Origin of the sequence: Herbaspirillum huttiense (assembly GCF_004367745.1) — a bacterium.
Taxonomy (GTDB): Bacteria; Pseudomonadota; Gammaproteobacteria; order Burkholderiales; family Burkholderiaceae_D; genus Herbaspirillum; species Herbaspirillum huttiense.
Genome location: NZ_CP037993.1, coordinates 4813469 through 4837740, shown reverse-complemented (window position 1 = coordinate 4837740; position 24272 = coordinate 4813469). Strand labels below are relative to the sequence as shown.

The 24272-nt window shown below is 63.9% G+C and carries 25 protein-coding genes; 16 read left to right on the top strand and 9 right to left on the bottom strand.

Features of this window, described 5'->3' with window-relative positions:
- Window positions 1-6: 6 nt before the first annotated feature.
- The gene (gene pilM, locus E2K99_RS21645) at window positions 7-906 is read right to left on the bottom strand and encodes a type IV pilus biogenesis protein PilM (RefSeq protein WP_134223515.1); all 900 of its coding nucleotides are present in this window, start codon (window positions 904-906) and stop codon (window positions 7-9) included.
- A gap of 352 nt (window positions 907-1258) precedes the next feature.
- Between pilM and E2K99_RS21640 the strand changes: the two genes are divergently transcribed.
- Window positions 1259-3574 carry a penicillin-binding protein 1A gene (locus E2K99_RS21640; RefSeq protein ID WP_084319835.1) on the top strand — a complete coding sequence of 772 codons (2316 nt, stop codon included), beginning with the start codon at window positions 1259-1261 and terminating at the stop codon, window positions 3572-3574.
- A 143-nt stretch (window positions 3575-3717) separates the two neighbouring features.
- Here the strand turns inward: E2K99_RS21640 and E2K99_RS21635 are convergent, their stop codons facing one another.
- The 4 genes from E2K99_RS21635 to E2K99_RS21620 all read right to left on the bottom strand — a co-directional run bounded on the left by E2K99_RS21635 (window position 3718) and on the right by E2K99_RS21620 (window position 7888).
- Window positions 3718-4905: a serine hydrolase domain-containing protein gene (locus tag E2K99_RS21635; RefSeq protein WP_134223514.1), complete on the bottom strand. Its 1188-nt coding sequence runs from the start codon at window positions 4903-4905 to the stop codon at window positions 3718-3720.
- A 38-nt stretch (window positions 4906-4943) separates the two neighbouring features.
- Entirely contained in the window at window positions 4944-5693 is a 750-nt protein-coding gene (gene queC / locus E2K99_RS21630) for a 7-cyano-7-deazaguanine synthase QueC (protein WP_205703714.1), read from the bottom strand.
- Between the two features lie 120 nt (window positions 5694-5813).
- Window positions 5814-6584 carry a DUF3108 domain-containing protein gene (locus tag E2K99_RS21625; protein ID WP_134223513.1) on the bottom strand — a complete coding sequence of 257 codons (771 nt, stop codon included), beginning with the start codon at window positions 6582-6584 and terminating at the stop codon, window positions 5814-5816.
- A 158-nt stretch (window positions 6585-6742) separates the two neighbouring features.
- Window positions 6743-7888: a DUF3108 domain-containing protein gene (locus E2K99_RS21620; RefSeq protein ID WP_134223512.1), complete on the bottom strand. Its 1146-nt coding sequence runs from the start codon at window positions 7886-7888 to the stop codon at window positions 6743-6745.
- Between the two features lie 110 nt (window positions 7889-7998).
- Here E2K99_RS21620 and E2K99_RS21615 point away from each other — a divergent pair, with 110 nt between their 5' ends.
- The 4 genes from E2K99_RS21615 (at window position 7999) to rfaE2 (ending at window position 11804) form a co-directional block, all read left to right on the top strand.
- Window positions 7999-9303, top strand: coding sequence for a branched-chain amino acid ABC transporter substrate-binding protein (locus E2K99_RS21615; protein WP_121040512.1), 1305 nt, complete (start codon window positions 7999-8001; stop codon window positions 9301-9303).
- Between the two features lie 29 nt (window positions 9304-9332).
- Entirely contained in the window at window positions 9333-10205 is an 873-nt protein-coding gene (locus E2K99_RS21610; protein ID WP_134223511.1) for a PhaM family polyhydroxyalkanoate granule multifunctional regulatory protein, read from the top strand.
- Window positions 10206-10342: 137 nt separating this feature from the next.
- A complete protein-coding gene (locus tag E2K99_RS21605) occupies window positions 10343-11197 on the top strand; it encodes a ferritin family protein (protein WP_034331293.1) in 855 nt (284 codons plus the stop codon).
- A 124-nt stretch (window positions 11198-11321) separates the two neighbouring features.
- On the top strand, window positions 11322-11804 hold the full coding sequence (gene rfaE2 / locus E2K99_RS21600; protein WP_034331294.1) for a D-glycero-beta-D-manno-heptose 1-phosphate adenylyltransferase: 483 nt from the start codon (window positions 11322-11324) through the stop codon (window positions 11802-11804).
- A 78-nt stretch (window positions 11805-11882) separates the two neighbouring features.
- On the opposite strand, the gene E2K99_RS21595 is transcribed toward rfaE2, so the two are convergent.
- Window positions 11883-12401 (bottom strand): copper chaperone PCu(A)C, encoded by a 519-nt coding sequence (locus E2K99_RS21595; protein WP_134223510.1) that lies wholly within the window; start codon window positions 12399-12401, stop codon window positions 11883-11885.
- 88 nt (window positions 12402-12489) lie between these two features.
- Window positions 12490-12876: a DUF2946 family protein gene (locus E2K99_RS21590; protein ID WP_134223509.1), complete on the bottom strand. Its 387-nt coding sequence runs from the start codon at window positions 12874-12876 to the stop codon at window positions 12490-12492.
- 211 nt (window positions 12877-13087) lie between these two features.
- Here E2K99_RS21590 and E2K99_RS21585 point away from each other — a divergent pair, with 211 nt between their 5' ends.
- The 4 genes from E2K99_RS21585 to E2K99_RS21570 all read left to right on the top strand — a co-directional run bounded on the left by E2K99_RS21585 (window position 13088) and on the right by E2K99_RS21570 (window position 17030).
- Complete coding sequence (locus E2K99_RS21585; RefSeq protein ID WP_034331297.1) at window positions 13088-14068, top strand: ABC transporter substrate-binding protein; 981 nt, start codon at window positions 13088-13090, stop codon at window positions 14066-14068.
- A gap of 158 nt (window positions 14069-14226) precedes the next feature.
- Window positions 14227-15198 carry an ABC transporter substrate-binding protein gene (locus E2K99_RS21580; protein ID WP_187697720.1) on the top strand — a complete coding sequence of 324 codons (972 nt, stop codon included), beginning with the start codon at window positions 14227-14229 and terminating at the stop codon, window positions 15196-15198.
- A 142-nt stretch (window positions 15199-15340) separates the two neighbouring features.
- Complete coding sequence (locus E2K99_RS21575; protein WP_134223508.1) at window positions 15341-16234, top strand: ABC transporter permease; 894 nt, start codon at window positions 15341-15343, stop codon at window positions 16232-16234.
- A gap of 1 nt (window position 16235) precedes the next feature.
- On the top strand, window positions 16236-17030 hold the full coding sequence (locus E2K99_RS21570) for an ABC transporter ATP-binding protein (RefSeq protein WP_034331301.1): 795 nt from the start codon (window positions 16236-16238) through the stop codon (window positions 17028-17030).
- A 61-nt stretch (window positions 17031-17091) separates the two neighbouring features.
- Here the strand turns inward: E2K99_RS21570 and E2K99_RS21565 are convergent, their stop codons facing one another.
- Both E2K99_RS21565 and E2K99_RS21560 read right to left on the bottom strand, forming a co-directional pair.
- Window positions 17092-17574: a tRNA (cytidine(34)-2'-O)-methyltransferase gene (locus E2K99_RS21565; protein WP_134223507.1), complete on the bottom strand. Its 483-nt coding sequence runs from the start codon at window positions 17572-17574 to the stop codon at window positions 17092-17094.
- Window positions 17575-17611: 37 nt separating this feature from the next.
- On the bottom strand, window positions 17612-18463 hold the full coding sequence (locus tag E2K99_RS21560) for a ComF family protein (RefSeq protein ID WP_134223506.1): 852 nt from the start codon (window positions 18461-18463) through the stop codon (window positions 17612-17614).
- 136 nt (window positions 18464-18599) lie between these two features.
- On the opposite strand from E2K99_RS21560, the gene E2K99_RS21555 reads away from it, so the two are divergent.
- The 7 genes from E2K99_RS21555 to E2K99_RS21530 all read left to right on the top strand — a co-directional run bounded on the left by E2K99_RS21555 (window position 18600) and on the right by E2K99_RS21530 (window position 24242).
- Window positions 18600-19544, top strand: coding sequence for a methyltransferase domain-containing protein (locus E2K99_RS21555; RefSeq protein ID WP_134223505.1), 945 nt, complete (start codon window positions 18600-18602; stop codon window positions 19542-19544).
- 426 nt (window positions 19545-19970) lie between these two features.
- Complete coding sequence (locus tag E2K99_RS21550) at window positions 19971-20441, top strand: DUF2244 domain-containing protein (protein ID WP_134223504.1); 471 nt, start codon at window positions 19971-19973, stop codon at window positions 20439-20441.
- A 22-nt stretch (window positions 20442-20463) separates the two neighbouring features.
- Complete coding sequence (coxB, locus tag E2K99_RS21545) at window positions 20464-21624, top strand: cytochrome c oxidase subunit II (protein ID WP_134223503.1); 1161 nt, start codon at window positions 20464-20466, stop codon at window positions 21622-21624.
- An 18-nt stretch (window positions 21625-21642) separates the two neighbouring features.
- Complete coding sequence (gene ctaD, locus E2K99_RS21540; protein WP_034332709.1) at window positions 21643-23262, top strand: cytochrome c oxidase subunit I; 1620 nt, start codon at window positions 21643-21645, stop codon at window positions 23260-23262.
- A 50-nt stretch (window positions 23263-23312) separates the two neighbouring features.
- Window positions 23313-23423: a cytochrome oxidase small assembly protein gene (locus E2K99_RS25995; RefSeq protein ID WP_209532642.1), complete on the top strand. Its 111-nt coding sequence runs from the start codon at window positions 23313-23315 to the stop codon at window positions 23421-23423.
- The gene (locus E2K99_RS21535; protein ID WP_134223502.1) at window positions 23420-23992 is read left to right on the top strand and encodes a cytochrome c oxidase assembly protein; all 573 of its coding nucleotides are present in this window, start codon (window positions 23420-23422) and stop codon (window positions 23990-23992) included. Before E2K99_RS25995 ends, E2K99_RS21535 begins: the two co-directional genes overlap by 4 nt.
- A 73-nt stretch (window positions 23993-24065) precedes the next feature.
- Window positions 24066-24242 carry a DUF2970 domain-containing protein gene (locus E2K99_RS21530; protein WP_166675147.1) on the top strand — a complete coding sequence of 59 codons (177 nt, stop codon included), beginning with the start codon at window positions 24066-24068 and terminating at the stop codon, window positions 24240-24242.
- Window positions 24243-24272: the final 30 nt, after the last annotated feature.

Here is a 24272-nt window from a genome sequence, read left to right as displayed (position 1 = left end):
CGCATCTCATGCCAGTCCCTCCCAGGCCAGGGCCAGTGCCAGCTGGTAGTCCGGCGGCATCAGCGCCGCGATCTGCGGCGTCAGCACCAGCGAGGAGGGAGGCGCGGCCACCCGGGCCTCCAGCCCCGCGTACTTGACGAAGGCTCGGGCAATCGTGCCGAGGGCCGGATGGTCGCCACTCAGGAGCAGGCGACGCGGCAGGGGTTTCAGCAAGGGCGCGGCGTGCGCCAGCAGGGCCAGGTGCCCGCCGCGGGCGCTGACCTCCGGCAAGGCGTGGCTGGGACCCTCGCCGTGCAGCAGCCAGCGGGCGCTGCGATCCAGGCGCAGCACGGCGGTCTCGCCGGGAAGCCGGTCGTCGCGCAGCCAGGCGGCCAGGCACAGGTCTTCCGGTGCCAGGGTGACCAGCGGCCGGCCCACCGCTGCAGCCAGCGACAGGCGGTCTTCGATGATGAGCCGGGAGGCGGCCACCGCCAGTACCTGCTGGTCCGAGGGCGAGCCCGGCGGCGGACCCAGTTCACGGTAGTCCATGGCGTGATCGTCAGCGGCGATGCCGTGGGCCGCGAGTTCGGATTGCACTTGCCGCCAGCGTTGTACCGGGTGACTGTCAGCCGGCAGCACGAGTCGGCGTCCGGTGAGGCCTTGCACCGGGACCGCCAGCGCCAGGGCGGCACCCTGGCAGCCGGCCTCATCCAGCAGGGAGCGGCAGATCAGGGTCAAGGCCTCGAAGTCGGTGATCTGTCCGTCCCGGCAGATCACTCCGCCGGTGAGCCGCTGCGTCAGCTTCAACAACTGCGCGCGGCGGCCGCTACGGCGCAGCAGCGCCAGCCGCACACGGTCGGTCGCGATGTCGAGGCCTGCGCACAGGCGCGGGGTGCCGAGGCCGAAAAAGAGGGGTAAGCCTGTCATATGCCGTTCTCATGCGGAGGGAAACCCCGGATTCTCCGGTCTGCGCGGCCAGGCGGGAATCGCTGAAACTTGAGGAATGCCCGTCAATTTGCAGCAATTTGCACTCAATGCCGCACTTCCCCGCTCTCACTCCGGAACCGGCCTCCTGCCCTTTGGTCTATTTGCAACACCCGGCCGCGCGGCGGCTCAGGGCGAGCCGCTATAATGCGGGCTTGTTTCTTCCACTCCGGCTCTGGCCTGCTGCTTCGGCCTGCTTTAACGCTTAATTCGAATGTCTTCATCTTCCAACGGCGGCGATCAACCCAAACCGGCATCGGCGGATGCCCCCGCAGAAAAAGCGCCCCGCAAGCGCATGCACTGGTCGCTGCGCATCCTCCTGGGTTTGTTCGGTACCGTGCTGGGCCTGGTGGTGATGGTGCTGCTGGGCGTGACCTTCATCGTCGCCCTGACCTATCCCAAGCTGCCCGACCTCGATACGCTGACCGACTATCGCCCCAAGATCCCGCTGCGCATCTTCTCCGCCGATGGCGTGCTGATCGGCGAATTCGGCGAGGAGCGCCGCAACCTGGTCCACTTCAAGGACATCCCGGACATCATGAAGAAGGCCGTGCTGGCCATCGAGGATGACCGTTTCTACGAACACGGTGGTGTCGACTACCAGGGTATCGCCCGCGCCACCTTCTCCAACCTGTCCGGCGGCGGCGGCGGTGCTTCCACCATCACGCAGCAGGTGGCGCGCAACTTCTTCCTGACCAGCAACGAGCCGACCTTCCTGCAGAAGGCCACGCGCAAGTTCTTCTACGAGATCCCGCTGGCCTGGAAAATCGAGAACAACCTCACCAAGGACCAGATCCTTGAGGTCTACATGAACCAGATCTATCTGGGCCAGCGCGCCTATGGCTTCGCCTCGGCCGCCCAGATCTATTTCGGCAAGCAACTGAAGGACCTCACCATCGCCGAAGCAGCCATGCTGGCCGGGCTGCCCAAGGCCCCCTCGGCCTACAACCCGGTGGTCAATCCCAAGCGCGCGCACGCCCGCCAGCAGTACATCCTGCTGCGCATGCGGCAGCTGGGCTACATCACCGAGGCCCAGTATCAGGAAGCCAAGGATGAGGAACTGCGCGTCAAGGGCGACAGCTCGGCCTTTGGCATGCACGCCGAATACGTGGCCGAAATGGCGCGCCAGCTGGTCTATGCGCAATACAAGGACGAGACCTACACGCGCGGCCTGAACGTCTTCACCACCATCACCAAGGCCGACCAGGACGCCGCCTACATCGCCCTGCGCCGCGGCATCATCGACTATGAGCGCCGCCATGGCTATCGCGGTCCGGAAGGCTACATGGAGCTGCCGGAGAAGGCCACCAAGGAAGTGGTGGAAGATGCGGTCGAAGTGGAACTGGCCGACCATCCCGACTCCGACGACATGGTCGCCGCCGTGGTGCTGGAGGCCAAGCCCAAGGAAATCACCGCCATGCTCTCGACCGGCGAAGAGATCAGCATCTCCGGTGCCGGCCTGGGCTTCGGTGCCAACCTGCTGTCGGACAAGGCACCGCCGCAGAAGAAGATCCGCCGTGGCGCCATCATCCGCGTGTTCCAGGATGGCAACAGCTGGATCATCACCCAGATGCCGGAAGTGGAATCGGCCTTCGTCTCGGTGAACTCGCGCGATGGCGCGATCCGCTCGCTGGTCGGCGGCTTCGACTTCAACCGCAACAAGTTCAACCACGTCACGCAGGCGTGGCGCCAGCCAGGTTCGTCGTTCAAGCCCTTCATCTATTCGTCTTCGCTGGAAAAGGGCCTGTCGCCGGCCACCATCATCAATGATGCGCCGCTGACCTTCACCCAGACCGGTGGCCAGGTGTGGCAGCCGAAGAACTACGGCGGCAAGTTCGAAGGCCCGATCTCGATGCGCCGCGCCTTGCAGAAGTCGATCAACCTGGTGTCCATCCGCATCCTGGAGCGCGTCGGCGTGAAGTATGCGCAGGAATACATCACCCGCTTCGGTTTCGATGCCGACAAGAACCCGCCCTACCTGACCCTGGCGCTGGGCGCGGGCAACGTCACGCCGCTGCAGATGGTGGGCGCGTATTCGGTGTTTGCCAACGGCGGCTACAAGATCAATCCCTACCTGATCACCAAGGTCACCGACAGCAACGGCGAAGTCCTCTCGCAGGCCAAGCCGGCTACCGCCGAGGATGAATCCAATCGCGTCATCGATGCCCGCAATGCCTTCATCATGGACAGCATGCTGCGCGACGTGGTACGCCATGGCACCGCCGTCAAGGCCTTGTCGCTGAAGCGCACCGACCTGGCCGGCAAGACCGGTACCACCAACGATTCCATGGATGCCTGGTTCGCCGGCTATCAACCGGGCCTGACCGCGATCGCGTGGATTGGCTATGACCAGCCCAAGAGCCTGGGCGACCGCGAAACCGGTGGCGGCCTGGCCCTGCCGGTGTGGATCAGCTACATGTCCAAGGCGCTCAAGGATGTGCCCAACGTGGACCGCAAGGTACCGGATGGCGTGATCGAATCGGGCGGCGAGTACTACTATGCCGAGTTCCCGCCCAGCGCCATGGTGCGTGACTTGGGCATGGGCGATCGCGGTGGACTGACGCCGGAAGAAGAAAAAGCCAAGACGCAGATGAAGAACGAGCTGTTCTGATTTCTGATTTTCGATGAACGGATCAAAAAATATAAACGATTTATATCATTTAAATTTTTTCCGTTGATCGCCGCTTCAAACGAAAACCGCCTGTTGCAAGACAGGCGGTTTTTTTCATGGCCATCGGTATGCGGCAGGCCAGCTTACTCCTTGCCCGACACCACATGACTGATGCTGCGCATGGCCAGCATGGTCAGCACTTCATCCTGCTCCGTGCCGTAGTCGCTGAGTTTGACGATGACCGTGCGCGTGGCCGGGTTGACGTAGATGTACTGGCCGAACACGCCGATGGCCGAGAAGTCGCGGTCATTGGCATTGCCCGGCGGGATCCACCAGCCATCGCGATAATCCAGCGCATTGCCGTTGTTGACCGGCTGACGCGGCTCGGCGGCCCAGGCCGGGCTGACGATCTGCTGCTCGCCGATGCGGCCGCCATGCAGATAGAGCAAACCGAGGCGGGCGAAGTCGCGCGCCGTGGTATTGAGGCAGCAGAAGGCCTTCTCCACGCCATGCTGGCGGCTGTCCACGCTCCAGCTGGCGTCCTGCTCCATCCCCAGCGGCTCCCACAGCGCCTGCTGGGCGAAGTCGGACAGGCGCATGCCGGTGGCGCGCGCCAGCACCCGCGACAGGATCAGCGTATCGACGCTGCGATATTCGAAGCGAGAACCCGGTGCAAAGCGCAAACCACTGCGGCGGGCGATGAAACGCTGCAGGTCGGTGCTGACGAACATGCGCACCACCGGCGAGGCGAGCGACCCGCCGTAGTTTTCATCGACATCGATGCCGGAGCGCATGTCCAGCAACTGGCCGATGGTGATGTTGGCGTAAGCCGGGGAAATCTCATCGGGTTTCAGATAGCGGCCAATGGGATCATTGAGCGATCGGATCTTGCCCTGTTTCAGCGCCACACCGGTCAGCGCCGAGACGAAGGACTTGGCCACCGAGAAGGAAGTGAAGCGCGAATTGGCATCGTAGCCATCGATGTAGCGCTCATAGACCACGCTGCCATCCTGGATCACCACAAAGGCGTGCGCCGCCGTGCCCTTGATGAAATCGATCAGCGGCAGGCGCTTGCCGTCTTTCCAGGGCACATCAATGTTGAGCGGGCGCAGCGCGGTGGGCAGCGGCTGTGGATGCGAGGATCGTGCAATCGGGTTGTCCTCGAATACCTTGAAGCTCTGGCTGCGCGGGGTCAGGTCGAATTGCAGGTCGACCAGCGCGGGCAGGCTGGGCAGGTCGGCGATGCGGCGGCCGATCTCGGCGCTGGCCAGCAGCACCAGCAAGGCGGCGGCGCTGCGGGCGAGCAGAAGGGTGGTGCGGGCTTGGGGCATGAGGCTCGCTCTTGGAATGGTGAGCCTATTGTGCCCGATTACCTGGCGCTTTTGCGTGCCGCGTACTGTTGATAGCCACGGGCGCGCAGTTCGCAGGCCGGGCACTTGCCGCAGCCATGGCCCCAGTCATGCAGCTGGCCGCGTTCGCCCAGGTAGCAGGTGTGGGTGTCGGCGCGGATCAGGTCCACCAGCGCGCTACCGCCCAGCGATTCGGCCAGGGACCAGGTCTCGGCCTTGTCGATCCACATCAGCGGGGTTTCCACCTTCAGTTGCGTGGCCATGCCCAGGTTGAGCGCCACTTGCAGCGCCTTCATGGTGTCGTCGCGGCAATCGGGATAACCGGAAAAATCGGTCTCGCACATGCCGCCGACCAGCACGTTCAAGCCACGGCGATAAGCCAGCGTGGCGGCCACGGTCATGAACAGCAGGTTGCGGCCGGGCACGAAGGTATTGGGCAGGCCGTTGTCCTGCATGGCGATGGCGACATCGCGTGTCAAGGCCGTGTCGGAAATCTTGCCGATCAGCGACAGGTCGATCATGTGATCCTCGCCCAGGCGCGCTTGCCATTCGGGCGAGAAGGCCTTCATCTTTTCCAGCAGGGCCGGACGCACTTCCAGTTCGATGGCATGGCGCTGGCCGTAGTCGAAGCCGATGGTCTCCACCCGTTGATAGCGGGACAGCGCCCAGGCCAGGCAGGTGGTGGAATCCTGGCCGCCGGAGAAGAGCACCAGGGCGCTCTGGGTGCTGAGGGTCGGGGCGATGGCGGGAGTGGCGGGAATGGCGGACATGGTCGGGCTCAACAAGTAATCGGAATCGGGGGAATCAGGCGCGTGATGGGGGCGAAAAACGCACGCGGGGCCAGGCGGCATCGCTGCCGGCCTGGCCCCGCGCCTGCAATAGCGGCAAGCTTAGTTGGTTTTCTTGACCGAATCCAGCACCTGCTCGATATAGTCGCCATTGGGATCGGTGAACTTCAGGCGCACCGGATACCACTCCATCTTCGGTGCCAGCCAGATGTCGAGTTTCTGGGCCTGGTCGTCCGGGGGCGGATTGCGGAACAGGTGCAGCGCTTCGGTCTCGCCCTGGGCGGTCTTGATCTTTTCGCGGCCAACCACCTTGAAGGTCCACTGCTCGGCATCACGCGGACCGGCCACGAAGAAATTCCACTCCGAACCCGGCTTCATCTTGGCGGCATTGGCGCGGGCAATCGCCACGAACTGCCAGGTGATGCCGGTGCGGTCCTGCTCGCCCCCCTGCAGCGGGAAGCTCTCGGCCGATTCGGTGAAGGTGATCTTGTTCTGTTCGCGATTGAAGGTGGTGGTGGTCGGTTCGCGGCGCATGCGCTTTTCGACGAAACGCGACGGGGCCAGGCCGTAGGCGTCGATGCTGCCTTCACTGCTGGTTTCCAGGATCTTGCCCAGCAGCATGGCGCGGGTTTCGGTGTTGACGCTGTAGGCGGTCTTGCTCTGCGTCCACTTGACCAGGCCTTCCCCCTTCAGATCGAGGCCGCTTTGCTTGGCGGTGATGGCGTAATGCAGCTCGGCCGAAGGCGGCAGGTTGAAGGGGCGCTTGTCCACCGGATGCGGACCGTCGGCGGCCAGAGCGGGCGCACTGGCGATCAGGGCGGCCAGCGGCAGCGCAACGAGGGTGGTTTTGAGGCGATATGAAAGAAATGTCATGGCGAGCTCTTCGTGTTGGTCTCTGTGGGGCTCGGCGATGAGGCAATGCCGAGCCATATGAAGGAATACGACCAAAATGCCGGAGGGCGGTTCTGCCGTCCGGGCGCGTAATTGTGCGCAATTGTTTCCGATTTTGACAGGCCTTGCAGGATCTGGTCTTACTGGTCCACCGGTTTGAGGCCCGACAGGTCCAGTTGGGTGTAGTCGCCATTGGGCCGCAGGTCGGTATAGCGCACCCGCACCGGATACCACTCATGCTGCGGGGCCAGCCAGATATCGACGCGGTCGTCATAGGAGCCGGGCTTGGGCTGGCGCACCACATGCCAGGTCTGGACGGTGCCGACGGGCAGCGTCAGGCTTTCCTGGCCCAACACCTGCACGCGCCAGATTTCGCCATCGCGCACGCCGGCCACGAACAGGTCGATCACTGCGCCCGGCTGGAGCTGGCCCGGATCGCCCCGGCCGATGGCGGCCAGTTGCCAGATCAGGCTGGCGCGGTCCTGCTCGCCGCCCCGGCGCGGGTAGCTGGTGGTGGAGGCGGAAAAGCTGACGACGTTGCGTTCGCGATTGAAATGGGTGTTGGTGGCCGACTTGAAGCCCTTCTGTTCCGTGTAGAGCTCGGGCGACACGCCCCAGGCATCAAGCTCGCCCACGCTGGTGAAATTGAGAAGCGTGAAGAACAGCGCCTTGGCCTTGCCTTCCACCTTGTAGTGATCGCCCTCGTTGTGCCAGGCGATGCTGCCACGGCCGTAGGCCGGCTGCTGGTCCTTGGTACCGGTGACGTCGTATTCCAGCAGCACGCTGGGCGGGGCGCTGGTCTGGTATTGCTTGCCGGTGGCGGCCTCGGGCACATCGCCGCTGCCGGTCGCGGTGCTGGCGGTGCCGCTGCCCTGTCCGCTGCCTGGCGAGGCCGGGCCGGCAGTTTGCGCAGGGGAGGGCGCAGCTGCCGTTTGCGGCGCTTCCGGGGCAGGCGTGGTGATGCGTTCCACGGTCTCGCGGATAGGCTCGTCTGGCGGTTCGACGGAGGGCTCGGGTGCGCGCCGTGGCTGTGGTGCCGGGCGACTGGCGGGAGTGGACGATTTGGCCGTCTTCGGTGGTACCGGTTTGGGTGTTGGCAGTGCCACCGGCTGCTCCGGCGGCGGCACCGGGCGCAGTTCCACCGTGATGGCCTGTTCCTGCGTCTGGGCCGGCATCACGATCTGGCGCCGGCCCCAGTCCACCAGCGCGGCGTGCAGTGCCAGGCTCGATGCAATCAGGATCAACAGGCGCGGCCAGCGCCGGGTGGGACGGGAAACTTCGCTCATGCCCGCCAGTGTATCGGATCATGCAAGGAGCGTCGTGGGGGCGCAGGGCAAAGGAGGGCCATTTCAAACAACGTACAATGCGGGTTTTGCCGCTGTCTCTTGCAGAATCGATGAACCTGTCCCTGTCTTCCCGCCTGCCCCTGCGCATGTTCCCGGCCGCCCTGCTGGCGCTGGCCGCCGTTTCCACCCCTGTTTGCAGCGTTGCCGCGCCCTTGCCGCCGGTGCGCATCGGCATGATCGATGGCCTCTCCGGTCCCTTCGCCAATGCCGGTGAAGCGGTGGTGCGCAACATCAGCTACGCCATCGAGCGCGTCAATGCGCGCGGCGGCGTGAATCTGCCCGACGGCAAGCACCTGCTGCAGCTCTCCACCTTCGACAACAAGCTGGGCGTGGAGGATTCGCTGGTGCAGTTCCGCCAGTTGACCGACGAGCGCATCCCCTTCCTGATCGAGGGCAACAGCTCGGCCGTGGCTGCGGCCTTGATCGATGCGGTCAACAAGCACAACCAGCGCGAGCCCGACCGGCGCGTGTTGTTCCTGAATTATTCGGCGGTCGATCCTACGCTGACCAACGAGAAATGCAGCTTCTGGCATTTCCGTTTCGATGCCAGTGCCGACATGCGCATGCAGGCCCTGACCGAAGCCATCAAGGCTGATCCGGCGACCAAGAAGGTCTACCTGATCGGCCAGGATTACAGCTTCGGCCGCCAGGTCGCCAAGGCCGCGCGCGAGCAGATCACGGCCAAGCGGCCCGATATCGCCATCGTCGGCGACGAGCTGCATCCCATCGGCAAGATCAAGGATTTTGCGCCTTACATCGCCAAGATGCGCAGCGCCGGGGCCGACGCCGTCATCACCGGCAACTGGGGCAATGACCTGACGCTGCTGGTGAAGGCCGCACGCGATGCCGGCTTCAAGGCCAAGTTCTACACCTTCTATGCCAACAGCCTGGGCGCGCCTGCGGCCATTGGGGACGCGGGGGTGGGCGTGGTGCGCGCGGTGGCGGAATGGCATCCCAATGCGGGCGGCAATCCGGGCTCGCCCAGCGACGCCTACTACCAGGAATTCCGCAAGCGCTATCCGCAGCCCAAGGACGATTACCTCTACCTGCGCATGCAGGTGATGATCGACATGCTGGTCAAGGCCATCGAGAAAGCCAGGAGCACCGATCCCAAGGCGGTTGCATATGCATTGGAAGGCGCGCATTATCAGAACGCCTTCCACGAGGCGACCTTGCGGGCCGAGGATCACCAGCTGATCCAGCCGCTCTACCTGATGCAGATGCAGCGCGCCGACAGTGGCGGCATCCGCTTCGACAATGAGGGCAGCGGCTTCGGATTCCGTACCGAGCGCTTCATCCCGGCCGAGCAGACCGCACTGCCGAGCACCTGCCGGATGCAGCGCCCGCCACGCTGAGCACGACACCACAACAAGAGGAGCGATCAATGTTGAACCATGAGCAGATGCCGGGCGCAGGCTCGGTAGCCGATACCATCGATTTCATGAAGAAGATGTGGAGCAGCATGGGCGCCCCCGCCATGGCCACGCCTTCGCTGTCGGTGGAGGACATCAACAAGAAGATCAGCGACCTGAAGACCGTGGCCTCCTGGCTGGAGCTGAACCTGAACATGCTCAAGGCCACCATCCAGACCCTGGAAGTGCAGAGCGCCACGCTCTCCACCCTGCAGGCCATGAGCGAGATCATGGCGTCGCGCGGCACGCCCCAGGCCGAGGCCCCGGCGGAGGAAGAGGGCAGCGCGGCCCCGGCTTTCCCCTTCGGTTTCCCGATGTGGCCGGGAGCAGGTGCCCAGCCCGAAGAAACGCCTGAAGAAGAGGAAGAGCCTGCTTCCGTGCCTGAAGTTGCAGAGGAGCAAGCCGCTGCGCCGCAGGCCGATGCCGAGCCTGCTGCAGAAGCCGAGGGCAGTGCTCCGCCGGCGCCGGATTTCCAGTCCGCCATCGCCAATCCCAATGCCTGGTGGAATGTGTTGCAGGAGCAATTCAAGCATGCCGTCGGCAACGCCCTGGCCGGTGGCCTGGCTGAGCAGGAACCGCTGTTGAAGCCCGCCAAGCCGCCCAAGCCCGAGAAGGCCCCCAAGCGTAGCGAAAATAAGACAGTTGCCCCCAAGCCCAAGGCAGGCGTCAAAGCCAAGCCTGCTGGCGCTCCCAAGTCGGCCAAGGGGGCCAAGACGGCGCCGAAGAAGCCACCGGTCAAGAAAGCGCCCAAGCGTGCGGAAAATACGAGCGCGCCTGCCCGGACGGCTGTTGTACAATCCCGGCAAAACAAGAAGCCAGCCTCCCGCAAGCCAAATTCCCCCTGATCCTCGCCATGGCAGAGCCTGGCCCCGGGCGCAGCCGCGCCGGGTCTCTGTCATATTGCTGAAACCTGACCGTTTTAGTATGGATCGGGAAAATCTTGTTAAAATCAAACACTTAACGCATATAGGCACATACTGAGATGCTGTACCCAGAATTGTTCAAATCGCTAGAGCAGGTCCGTTGGAATATGGATAAGGATATTCCCTGGGACAAGTTCGACGCTTCCTTGCTCACCGACGAACAGGCGCAGACCATCCGCATGAACGCCATCACGGAATGGTCGGCCCTGCCGGCTACCGAGATGTTCCTGCGCGACAATCGCGGGGACAGCGATTTCTCGGCATTCATGTCGGTATGGTTCTTCGAGGAACAGAAGCACTCGCTGGTGCTGATGGAATACCTGCGCCGCTTCCGCCCGGACCTGTGCCCGACCGAAGAAGAACTGCACAACGTGCGCTTCGAGTTCGATCCCGCCCCGCCGCTGGAAACCCTGATGCTGCACTTCTGCGGCGAGATCCGCCTGAACCACTGGTACCGCTGTGCCGCCGACTGGCACACCGAGCCGGTCATCAAGCAGATCTACAAGATCATCAGCCAGGACGAAGCCCGCCACGGCGGCGCCTACCTGCGCTACATGAAGAAGGCTCTGAACGAAGTGGGCGACAAGGCCCGTGCCGCCTTCGCCAAGATCGGCGTGTTGATGGCCTCGGCGCGCCGCACCGAGAAGCCGCTGCACCCGACCAACCTGCACGTGAACCAGGCGCTGTTCCCCAACGACACCGTCCAGAGCCGCCTGCCGGATCCGGAATGGCTGGAGCGCTGGCTGGACAACCAGATCAAGTTCGACGGCGAGTGGGAAAAGAAGGTCGTGGACCGCATCCTGCACAACATGTCGCTGCTGTTTGAACGTACCTTCAGCAACGTGCAGGAACTGAACCGCTACCGCAAGGAAGTGACCCAGCGCATCCTGCCGCCGGGTACGGCGGCCGCCTGACAGGGAAAAATCCTTCACAGGCAGCAAGGCAGTACAATCACGAAAGCCGCAACCCAGGTTGCGGCTTTTTTCATCCTGCAATCAGCAATCAATCACCCGCTCACCCGAACCGATCCCGATCAAGATGGCCGACTTCGAATCCAAACTCTGCACCCGCGACGAACTCCAGCAGCGCGTAGCGCAATTGCCCAAGCCGGTGGTGATGACCAATGGCGTCTTCGACATCCTGCATCGCGGCCACGTGACCTACCTGGCGCAGGCCCGTGCCCAGGGTGCTTCGCTGGTGGTGGCGGCCAATACCGATGCCTCCGTCAAGCGCCTGGGCAAGGGCGATGACCGTCCCATCAACACCTGCGAAGACCGCATGGCGGTGCTGGCGGCGCTGGAATCGGTGTCGCTGGTGGTCCCCTTCGATGAAGACACGGCGCTGGAAGCCGTGCAGCAGGCGCGGCCGGAGATCTACGTCAAGGGCGGCGACTACGACATGCACGCCATCCCCGAAGGCCAGGCCGTGGCGGCTTATGGCGGCCAGGTGCTGTCGATTGCCTTCGAACATGACCGCTCCACCACCAAGCTGCTGGCCAAGGTGCGCAAGCTGGCCGGCTGATCGCGGTACGCTGCAAACGACAAGGCCGGCAGGAGCATCGCTCGCTGCCGGCCTTGCCGTTTCAGGCTGCCCGGTGGATCAGTGGTGCATGTGGCCCTTCATGTCCTTCATGTCATCCTTGCCCGCCGCTGCCGCATTGCGGTCTTCGACGTTGAAGGTCACGTCGACCTTGCCGGCCTTCTCGAAGATCAGCGTGGCCGGCACCTTCTCGCCCGCCTGCAGCGGCTTGGACAGGCCCATCAGCATGATGTGGTAGCCATTGCCCGGCTGCATGGCGATCTTCTGGCCGGGTTTGACTTCCAGGCCACCCTCGACTTCGCGCATCTTCATGACGTTGCCTTCCATGGCCATGGTGTGGATTTCACCCGACTTGGCCACCGGCGAGGACACGCCCACCAGGCGATCCGGTGCGCTGCCCTTGTTCTCGATGCTCACGTAGGCACCGGCGGCCGGCTGGCCGGGAACCGTCGCGCGGGCGTAGGGATGGCCGATTTCCAGCTGGCCCAGCTTGTATTCATGGGCCTGCGACAGCGGAGCGGCAGCCAGCAGGGCGGAGGTGATGGCCAGGGTGGCCAGCTTTTGGACGAAATGCTTCATATCAGTGATTCCTGGTTGTCTTGTTCATGTCTGGAATGCGGGCGCGCGGCCTGCATGGGTGGGCGCAAAGACCCGGGGGACGGCGGGTTCAGGCCGGTGGCGCACGGGCCCGGGGCGAACCCGGTGCCAGGCTGAGCGGACGCAGGCGTAGCGCGGTGCCGGCCAGCGGATAGCTGATGCCCGGCAGGACCGTGGTATCGAAGGAAGCATCCGGTGCCGGCGTGGCCGCCTGTGTGCCGCAACAGAGCGGGCAATGGCTGGCCGCCAGATGCGCCGGTGCATTGCCGGAAGCGCCGCCGCCCACGCTGCAGATGGCCATGGCCGGACTGTCGCGGAGGGTGCGCGCGGCGGCCTGCTGCCACCAGGGCGCGGCCACCATCGCCAGCAGCAGCGCCAGGCTGGTCCACACTTGCAGGCGCAGCCAGGGGCGGCGCAAGGCAAGTCGTGTGGAGGAGGGGCGCAGGCGGGAAGACATGGGGCCTGATTATAGCGCCCGTGTCCCATTTTGCCCGGCACGCTGCTTGATCCCGATCAGGGGATGCCCCGCAATGCGAGCCGCCCGGCCCGCCTGCCAGCGCGGGCGACGGCGGGCCTTCATGCAAATTGATTGTTGACAGGCGCTAGGCTAGACTTAGCGTCTTTTCGGGTTTTTGGGTTTTCGTTCACATTTTTCCAAGGGAGACTGCATGTCCTACACCAACAAGCTGACACTGCGCGCGATGGTCGCCGCCCTGTCCCTGGCTGCCGTCTGCGCAGCCCCGGCCATGGCTGCAGACAAATCGGTTGCCGTGACCGCCATCGTCGAACACCCGGCCCTGGACGCCGTGCGTGACGGCGTGAAGGACGAGCTGAAGGAAGAAGGCTTTGAAGCCGGCAAGAACCTGAAGTGGGAATACCAGAGCGCCCAGGGCAACACCGGCACCGCCGCCCAGATCGCCCGCAAGTTCGTCGGCGACAAGCCCGACGTCATCGTGGCCATCGCCACCCCCTCGGCCCAAGCCCTGGTATCGGCCACCAAGAGCATCCCGGTGGTCTATTCCGGCGTGACCGATCCGGTGGCCGCGCAACTGGTGAAGGACTGGAAAGCCTCCGGCACCAACGTCACGGGCGTGTCCGACCTGCTGGAACTGGACAAGCAAATCGACCTGATCAAGCGCGTGGTGCCCAACGCCAAGCGCGTGGGCATGGTCTACAACCCGGGCGAAGCCAACTCCGCCGTGGTGGTCAAGGCCCTGAAGGAACTGCTGGCCAAGTCCAACATGACCCTGGTGGAAGCCGCTGCGCCCCGTTCGGTGGACGTCGGTTCGGCCGCCAAGAGCCTGATCGGCAAGGTCGACGTGATTTACACCAACACCGACAACAACGTGGTGTCGGCCTATGAAGCGCTGGTCAAGGTCGGCAACGACGCCAAGATCCCGCTGGTGGCCTCCGACACCGACAGCGTCAAGCGTGGCGCCATCGCTGCCCTGGGCGTGAACTACTACGACCTGGGCCGCCAGACCGGCAAGGTCGTCGGCCGCATCCTCAAGGGTGAAAAGCCGGGCGACATCGCCTCGGCCACCAGCAGCAAGCTGGAACTGTTCGTCAACACCGCCGCCGCCCAGAAGCAGGGCGTGACCCTGTCGCCGGAACTGGTGAGCTCGGCCAAGACTGTCATCAAGCAATAAACCAGGTATCGCCTGAAGATCCCGCTGCCATGCGGGATCTTCCGTATCTGGCCGCAACAACGCAATAACGCAACAACGCAGCAAGATCTGCCCATACGCATAACGGGCCCGGTCGAGAGGAACGCCGAGGCCTGACCACCATGAACGAGGAGAGGACCATGTTTGCAGTATCGAAGTCATTGCGCGCCATCGCCGGCGCGCTCGCCCTGAGCGCCATCTGCGCGTCGGCCCTGGCCGCCGAAAAGGTGGTGGCCATCACCTCCTTCGTCGAACACCCGGCGCTGGACGCCGTGCGGGACGGTACCAAGGATGAACTGATCGCCGAAGGCTTCGAGCCCGGCAAGAATCTGAAGTGGGATTTCCAGAGCGCCCAGGCCAATGCCGGTACCGCCGGCCAGATCGCCAAGAAGTTCGTGGGGGACAACCCCGACGTGATCGTGGCCATCGGCACTCCCTCGGCGCAGCCGATGGTGGCCGCGACCAAGAGCATCCCCATCGTCTACTCGGCCATCGCCGATCCCATGGCCGCGCAGCTGGTCAAGGACTGGAAGCCGTCCGGCACCAACGTGACGGGCCTGTCGCACATGCTGGACCCGGTCAAGCAGGTCGAGGTCATCAAGCGCGTCGTGCCCGAGGCCAAGCGTGTGGGCGTGGTTTACAATCCGGGCGAAGCCAATTCCGTGTCGGCCCTGAACAACCTCAAGGGCGAGCTGCAGAAAGCCGGCCTGACCCTGGTGGAAGCCGCCGCGCCCCGTTCGGTGGACGTGGCACCGGCCGCCAAGAGCCTGATCGGCAAGATCGACGTGATGTACACCACCACCGACAACAACGTGGTCTCGGTCTTCGAGTCGCTGGCCAAGGTCTGCAATGACGCCAAGATCCCGCTGATCGCCTCCGACACCGGCAGCGTCAAGCGCGGTGCCGTGGCCGCCCTGGGCGTGAACTTCTACGACATGGGCCGCCAGACCGGCAAGGTCGTGGCCCGTATCCTGAAGGGCGAGAAGGCCGGCGAGATTGCCTCGTCGCCGGTCAAGAATCTTGAGCTGTACGTCAATACCTCGGCGGCGCAGAAGCAGGGCGTGACCCTGTCGCCGGAGTTTTTGAAGTCGGCCACCAAGGTCCTCAACTGAAACTGAGCATGACCGCAGTCTGATTCGTCGGCCATGCACCGCCGGCGCCGCACCACCCGTGCAGCGCCGGCGCCACGCAGAAGACATTCGGCATTGGCGTACCGCGCCGTGCCGAATGTGTTTTTTTTAGAAAGTCCTTTTTATGTCGCTGTATACCCTCCTGGGCGCCCTGGAGATCGGCCTGATCTTCAGTCTGGTGGCCCTCGGCGTGCTGATTTCCTTCCGCATCCTGGTGTTCCCTGACCTGACCGTCGACGGCAGCTTCCCGCTGGGCGGAGCGGTGGCCGCCACCATGATCGCAGCCGGTTTCAATCCCTTCCTCGCCACCTTCGTCGCGCTGCTGGCCGGTGCGCTGGCCGGTTTCATCACCGCCTGGCTGAACGTGCGCCTGAAGATCATGGACCTGCTGGCCAGTATCCTCATGATGATCGCGCTGTACTCGATCAACCTGCGCGTCATGGGTAAGCCCAACGTGCCGCTCATTTCGGAGCCGACGATCTTCACCATCCTGCAGCCGGACTCGATCCCCGATTACGTGGCCCGACCGCTGATCCTGCTGGTGGTGGTGACTGGCGCCAAGCTGCTGCTGGACTGGTTCTTCTCTTCCGAGATCGGCCTGGCCATGCGCGCCACCGGTGCCAATGCCCGCATGGCGCGTGCCCAAGGCATCGCCACCGGCCGCGCGACGCTGGCCGGCATGGCCCTGGCCAATGCCCTGGTGGCCCTGGCCGGTGCCCTGTTTGCGCAGACCCAGGGCGGTTCCGACATCTCCATGGGCATCGGTACCATCGTCATCGGCCTGGCTGCCGTCATCATCGGTGAGAACATCCTGCCGGCGCGCCGCCTGGTGTGGACCACGCTGGCGGTGATCCTGGGCGCGATCCTGTATCGCTTCTTCATTGCCCTGGCGCTCAACAGCGACTTCATCGGCTTGCAGGCGCAGGACCTGAACCTGGTGACGGCCGTGCTGGTGATGCTGGCGCTGGTGCTGCCCATGGGCAAGCGCAAACTGAAACTGCTGAGAAAGGGAGCCTGAGATGCTAAAAGCCACTGATCTCAAGATCACCTTCAATCCCGGTACTCCCATCGAGAACCCGGCCCTGCGCGGCCTCTCGCTGGAGATCCCGACCGGCCAGTTCGTGGCCGTGATCGGCTCCAACGGGGCCGGCAAGTCGACCTTCCTCAACGCCATCTCCGGTGACCTGCTGGTCGATACCGGCAAGATCGAAATCGACGGCACCGACGTCACCCGCAAGCAGGCGTGGGATCGCGCCGGCATGGTGGCGCGCGTGTTCCAGGATCCGATGGCCGGTACCTGCGAGGCGCTGACCATCGAGGAGAACATGGCGCTGGCGATGGCCCGTGGCCGCCGCCGCGGCTTCAACTTCGCCATTCGCGGCAAGATGCGCGAGCTGTTCCGCGAGAAGCTGGCCATCCTCAACCTGGGCCTGGAAAATCGCCTCACCGACCGCATCGGCTTGCTCTCGGGCGGCCAGCGCCAGGCGGTGAGTCTGTTGATGGCCTCGCTGCAGCCTTCGCGCATCCTGCTGCTGGATGAACACACGGCCGCGCTGGACCCCAAGACGGCCGCCTTCGTGCTGGAACTGACGGCCAAGATCGTCTCCGAGGCCAAGCTGACCACCATGATGGTGACCCACAGCATGCGCCAGGCGCTGGACTACGGCGATCGCACCGTGATGCTGCACCAGGGCCGCGTGGTGCTGGATGTCTCCGGTCCCGAACGCGCCGGGCTGGATGTGCCGGACCTGCTCAAGATGTTCGAGCAGACGCGCGGCGAGAAGCTCTCGGACGACGCCCTGCTGCTGGGCTGATCGGCGCAACCAACGAAAACGGCTCCCTCGGGAGCCGTTTTTTCATGGGCGCAGCGGGTTCTCAGCTGCCACCGTCATAGCCATTCTGCCGCCAGGCTTCATACACTACCACCGCCACCGTATTGGACAGGTTGATGCTGCGATTGCCCGGCCGCATCGGCAGGCGGATGCGCTGTGCCGTGGGGAAGGATTCACGCCGCTCCGGTGCCAGCCCGCGCGTTTCCGAGCCGAACACGAAGGTGTCGCCCGGACGGAAGGCCAAGCCGGCAAAGGGCGTGGACCCATGCGTGGTCATGGCGAACATGCGGGTCGCATCGAACTGCGGATCCTGGCGGCGATGGGCCAGGAACTGGTCCCAGTCCTTGTGCACCTGCATGTTGGCGTATTCGTGGTAATCCAGCCCGGCACGCCGCATCTTGGCGTCATCGAGCGGGAAGCCGAGCGGCTCCACCAGGTGCAGTTGCGCGCCGGTATTGGCGCACAGGCGGATGATGTTGCCGGTATTGGGAGGGATCTCCGGCTCGACCAGGACGACGTGGAACAAACAATTCTCCTGCTATGTAAAGGATGGCCGACCCGCTTCAGATCGGCAGGGTGCGCGCAAAGACCAGGTTGGTCACGCGCCGGGCGCCGTGCCGCTTGAGCACGATCGCCACTTCATTCAAGGTCGCGCCGGTGGTCATGACGTCGTCGACGATGCCCACATGCAGCCCGCGCACCTGGTCCATGGCCGCGAAGGGCAGGGCGAAGGCCGAACGCACGTTGCGCGCGCGAGCCCCCACCGGCAGGGCCGACTGGGCATCGGTTTCCTTCTTGCGTTCCAGCAGGCGCGGCTGCACCGGAATGTCCATCAGCTTGCCCAGCGGCCGGGCGATTTCCAGTGCCTGGTTGAAGCCGCGTTCCTGCAATCGCGCCAATCCCAGCGGCACCGGGGCCAGCAAGGTCGGCATCGGCAGCTGCACGTCGCTGCCCGGCACCGGATTGCGGCGCGTGGCATCGAAGATCAATCGCGCCAGCAGCGGTGCCAGGCGCAGATCGCCGCCGAACTTCAGGGCCAGCGCCAGCTGGTCGGACGGGGCGAAATAATCGGTGGCCACGATGGTGGCGTCGAAGGCCGGGCGGTCCTTGAGGCAGGCACCGCAGCGCAGTTCCTTGCCGGTGACCGGCATGGGCAGGGCGCACTGGATGCAGCGGCGGTGCTGGCGCGTGTAGAAACGCTTGTGGCAGGGCGCGCAGAGAGTCTCGCGTCCGGCCGCGCCGCATAGCGCACAGGAAGACGGCAGCAGTTGCGGCATTTGGGCCAGCAAGCGCTGCAGCCAGCCGGGGCCGGATGGCTTGCCCGGCCGTGCCGGCTTGCCGCCGACGGCGCGATAGGCGGTGCCAGGCTTGGCCTGGGGCGATGCGGCAGCGGGTTTGGAGGATTTGAGATCCATGCGAGGTGCGCCCGGGAAAAATGGATTTCGACTAAACTACGCGCATTATCGCATCAGCCCCGTGGATCGGCGGCCCTCTGCTGGCCGCCCGAGCTTGCCACGCTGCTGCGCAGTCCATCTTCCTGTTCCGTTGCCCATGTCCCTGCCGCCGCCTTCTGCCAGCGCCAAGCTGAGCGCTCCCATCGACCTGCCCCTGGTGCGCCGCCGTTTCGGCGAACCCCGGCGCGTGGCCGAATCCGATTTCCTGCGCCGCGAAGTCTCGGCCCGCATGCAGGAGCGCCTGGCCCTGGTGAAAATCGCCCCGCGTGAAGTCTTGGACGCCGGATGCGGCGAAGGGGCCGACTTGCCGGTGCTGCAGAAACGCTATCCGGAGGCGCAGGTGATCGGTCTGGACGGCGCCTACGGCATGCTGGCCAAGGCCGCCGACCACCAGCGCGGCGCGCAGACGGCCATGAACCGCCTGTTCGGCTCCATCAACAAGTGGCTCGGTTCCGGTCCGGGTGCCGGCGGGCCGGAACTGGCCTGCGCCGACTTCGCCAGCCTGCCGCTGGGCGCCAACGCGCTGGACCTGGTCTGGTCCAACCTGGCCCTGCACTGGCATCCCCAGCCCGACCGCGTGTTTGCCGAGTGGCGGCGCGTGCTGCGGGTGGAGGGCCTGCTGATGTTTTCCTGCTTCGGTCCCGATACCCTGCGCGAAGTGCGCAGCGCTTTCGAACAAATCGATCTTGCACCGCACACCTTGCCCTTCGTCGACATGCACGACTTCGGCGACATGCTGGTCAATGCCGGTTTTTCCACACCGGTGATGGACATGGAAACCATCACCGTCACCTACGAAACGCCCCAGCGCCTGCTGGAAGACGTGCGCGCCTGGGGTGGCAATCCGCTGGAATCGCGGCGCCGCAGCATGATGAGCCGCAGCCAGTACCAGCGCCTGCTGGCGGCCTTCGAGGCCATGCGCAAGCCCGACGGCAAGATCCCGCTGACCTTCGAGGTCGTCTACGGCCACGCCTTCCGTCCGGTGCCCAAGACCACCGCGGCCGGCGAGAGCATCATTCGCTTCGAACGCCCGCCGCGATAGTCGAAACTTCATATAAGGCTTAGTCGCCCAGCTCTATCTGGCCTGCCAGATAGTTGCTGTATCGTTACGCCCTGCCTGTTCCTGCCGAAGCCTTCATATCGCCGCAAAGCCGCGCCCCTGGCGGCTCTGCTGCCGCCATCCCGGCCCGCCGGACAGCCCGCAAGCGCCACCGTTGTCAATGCGGCGGTGCGTGCTTGATCCATGGCGACGTTAGCCCTTATACTCAAATGGGTAAAAAAATTCACACAAAGAAATTCCAGTACGAACGAATAGCAAGAATAAATAAAGACCGCAAAACGGATAGCCACGGAGTGCGCCCCACGCAAGACGGCCCCCGGCAAGAACGGGCTGGCCCGCATCCAGTGAGCATCCCCTGCGGTAAGAGACAGAGACACGCTCGACCGACAATCATGCTGGCGAGGTGCCATGGAGACGCGGGAATGGATATTGAAGCGCAATTGTTCGATTGCGCCACGCCAGCTGGCGTGGGTCTTCGCAGTCCTTTGTACGGTTTCACTCACGGTCGCGCTGGGCTTCACGCTGCGCGGCGCTTGGATCATCCTGGTTTTTTCATGCATTGAACTGGTGGCGGTGGGCGCGGCCATGCTGGTCTACGCCCGTCACGCCACTGATCGCGAAGTGCTGGTGCTGGCCGATCATGGCCTGGAGGTGGAAGTCATCCAGGGTAGTCGTTCGCACCGCAGCAGCTTGCAGTTGCATGGCATGCGCATCGCTTTTCCTGTGGGCCGGCAGTCGCTGGTGGCACTGGAAAGCCGGGGGCAGCGCGTGGAAATTGGCCGGTTCATGAGCTTGTGGCAGCGGCGCGCGTTGGTGCAGGAGCTGCAACAGGAACTGGCCGCCAGGGGTGGCGGGATGGCAGCACTCTCATTCTTATAATTTTGGGCTTTTGAGGAAATCCATGAAACTTGCGAAGCGCCTTCAATCCTTGACCCTCGGTGCCTCGCTGCTGGCGGCCGGCTTGCCGGCCTGGGCAGTGGTGGATAGTCCGGGCGGACCGGCCGTGCTGCAGATGAATTTCCAGCCACCGGTGACCAAGATCGCCGAGCAGATCTATGACCTGCACATCCTGATGCTGATCATCTGCCTGGTCATCTTCGTGGCGGTCTTCGGGGTGATGTTCTATTCCATCATCAAGCACCGCAAGTCGGTCGGCCACAAGGCCGCCTCCTTCCACGAAAGCACGACCGTGGAAATCGCCTGGACCGTGGTGCCCTTCCTGATCGTCATCGGCATGGCCCTGCCGGCCACCAAGACCGTGGTGGCCATGAAGGACACCTCCAACGCCGACCTCACCATCAAGGTCACCGGCATGCAGTGGAAGTGGGGGTATGACTACCTCAAGGGCGATGGTGAAGGCATCTCCTTCCTCTCCAGCCTGGCTACGCCGCGCGAGCAGGTCACCGATCCCACCCTGAAGAAAAACGACAACTACCTGATCGAAGTCGACAATCCGGTGGTGGTGCCCGTCAACAAGAAGGTGCGCATCGTTACCACCGCCAATGACGTGATCCACTCCTGGACCATCCCCGCCTTCGGCGTGAAGCAGGATGCGATTCCCGGCTTCGTGCGCGACACCTGGTTCCGCGCCGAGAAGATCGGTACCTATCGCGGCCAGTGCGTGGAATTGTGCGGCAAGGATCACGCCTTCATGCCCATCGTGGTCAACGTGGTCAGTGATGACGACTACAAGAAATGGGTCGAGGGCAAGAAGAAGGAAATGGCCGCCAAGGCCGATGATCCCAGCAAGGTCTGGACGGTGGATGAGCTGAAGCAGCGCGGCGAGAAGGTCTATGCAGCCAACTGCGTGGCCTGCCACCAGGCCAACGGCAAGGGCGTGCCGGGAGCCTTCCCGGCGCTGGACGGCAGTGCCTTGGTCAATGGCCCCAAGGATGGCCAGATCCACATCCTGCTCAACGGCAAGAACGCCATGCCGGCCTGGAAGGGTGTCTTGAACGACACCGAAATCGCCGCCGTGATCACTTATACGCGCAACAGCTGGTCCAACAAGGCCCAGGAAAACATCGTGCAGCCGGCCGAAATCCTGGCCGCCCGCAAGTAATCGTTTGGAGAACCGGACATGACTACCACCGCCGATCACGCCCCCGATCATTCCCACGATCACGGGCATGGGCACGCTCACGATGACCACGCGCACGACCATCCGCACGGCTGGCGGCGCTGGCTCTTTGCCACCAACCACAAGGACATCGGTACGCTCTACCTGTGGTTCTCGTTCACCATGCTGCTCTCGGGCGGCGTGCTGGCGCTGTTGATCCGGGCCGAGCTGTTCCAGCCGGGCCTGCAGTTCTTCCGTCCTGAATTCTTCAACCAGTTGACCACCATGCACGGCCTGGTGATGGTGTTCGGTGCGATCATGCCGGCCTTCGTGGGCTTCGCCAACTGGATGATCCCGCTGCAGATCGGGGCGTCCGACATGGCCTTTGCGCGCATGAACAACTTCTCGTTCTGGCTGCTGCCGCCGGCCGCGCTCCTGCTGGCCGGTTCCTTCCTGGTGCCGGGCGGCGCCACCGCGGCCGGCTGGACGCTGTACGCACCGCTGTCGACCCAGATGGGCCCCGGCATGGACATGGGCATCTTCGCCATGCACATCATGGGCGCGTCTTCCATCATGGGTTCGATCAACATCATCGTTACCATCCTGAACATGCGCGCGCCCGGCATGACGCTGATGAAGATGCCCATGTTCTGCTGGACCTGGCTCATCACCGCCTACCTGCTCATCGCCGTCATGCCGGTGCTGGCCGGTGCCATCACCATGACGCTGACCGACCGTCACTTCGGCACCTCCTTCTTCAACGCCGCCGGTGGCGGTGACCCGGTGATGTACCAGCACATCTTCTGGTTCTTCGGCCACCCCGAGGTCTACATCATGATCCTGCCGGCCTTCGGCATCGTCTCGCAGATCATCCCGGCCTTCGCGCGCAAGCCGCTGTTCGGCTATGCCTCGATGGTGTATGCGACCGCCTCCATTGCGATCCTGTCCTTCATCGTCTGGGCGCACCACATGTTCACCACCGGCATGCCGGTGACCGCGCAGCTGTTCTTCATGTACGCCACCATGCTGATCGCCGTGCCGACCGGCGTGAAGATCTTCAACTGGATCGCCACCATGTGGCGCGGCTCGATGACCTTCGAGACGCCGATGCTGTTCTCGGTGGGCTTCATCTTCGTCTTCACCATGGGCGGCTTCACCGGCCTGATCCTGGCGGTGACCCCGATCGACATCCAGATGCAGGATACCTACTACGTGGTGGCGCACTTCCACTACGTGCTGGTGGCCGGATCGCTGTTCGCGCTCTTCGCCGGCTACTACTACTGGGGCCCGAAGTGGACCGGCTTCATGTACAACGAATGGCGCGGCAAGTTCCACTTCTGGGCCTCGCTGATCACCTTCAACATCACCTTCTTCCCGATGCACTTCCTCGGGCTGGCGGGCATGCCGCGCCGCTATGCGGATTACCCGGCGCAGTTCACCGACTTCAACATGATCGCCTCCATCGGCGCCTTCGGGTTCGGGCTGTCGCAGGTGTACTTCCTGTTCTTCGTGGTGATTCCCTCGATCAAGGGTGGCAAGAAAGCCGAAGCCAAGCCCTGGGAAGGTGCAGAGGGCCTGGAATGGACCGTGCCCAGCCCGGCCCCTTTCCACACCTTCGAAGAACCGCCGGTGGTGAAGTAAGCGCCTGTGGATAACACAAGTCATCGCCCCTAAATGCAAAGGCAACCCTCATGACCGAACGCAAGAAACCCAACAACCTGCGCACCGGCCTGCTGCTGGGGCTGGTGGCGCTGGCCTTCTTCGTCGGCATCTTCATCAACCGCATCTGGTTTGCCAAATGAGCAGAGATGACGATCAGGCAGACGAGACGACATCACGCGGCCTGAACCGCGTGATGTTCAGGAAGCTGCTGGTGGTGGCGGTGCTGATGTTCGGCTTTGGCTATGCGCTCATCCCGGTCTATCGCAAGATCTGCGAAGTGACCGGCGTGAATTTCCTCACGCCCAAGGATGTGACGGTGGAAGCGCCGGCCAATACGCAGATCGACAAGACGCGCACCATCACCGTGGAGTTCGATGGCAATGCGCAGGGACCGTGGCGCTTCCGCCCGACGGTGGCCAGCATGCAGGTGCACCCTGGCGAGATGACGCAGGTCACCTACGAAGTGGTCAACACCCAGCCGCGCAATGTGGATGCCCAGGCCATCCCGAGCTATGCACCGCTACAGTCGGCGGCCTTCTTCAAGAAGGTGGAGTGCTTCTGCTTCACGCAGCAGACATTGGGACCGAACCAGGCCAAGCAGATGCCGGTGGTGTTCTACATCGATCCCAAGCTGCCCAAGGAAGTGACCACGATCACGCTGTCCTATACCTTCTTCGAGATCAACGGCAAGGCCAAGACGGCGGGCTGACCAGCCCCGAGGAGCGGGTGTGAACGATGAGCTGAAACAGGCGGCCCAGCGCAAGGCCTCCTTCGGCGCGACGATGAAGGCGGTGTTCTGGTCCTTCTTCGGCGTGCGCAAGCGCAAGGATTACGAGTCGGATGCAGCACGGCTGAATCCGGTGCACGTCATCATCGCCGGCATTCTCGGTGCGGTGATCTTCGTGGCCGTGCTGGTGAGCATCGTCAAGCTGGTGGTACGCAGCGCGGCAGGTGGATGAGACTGACCGAAAAAGAGCATTAAGGAAACG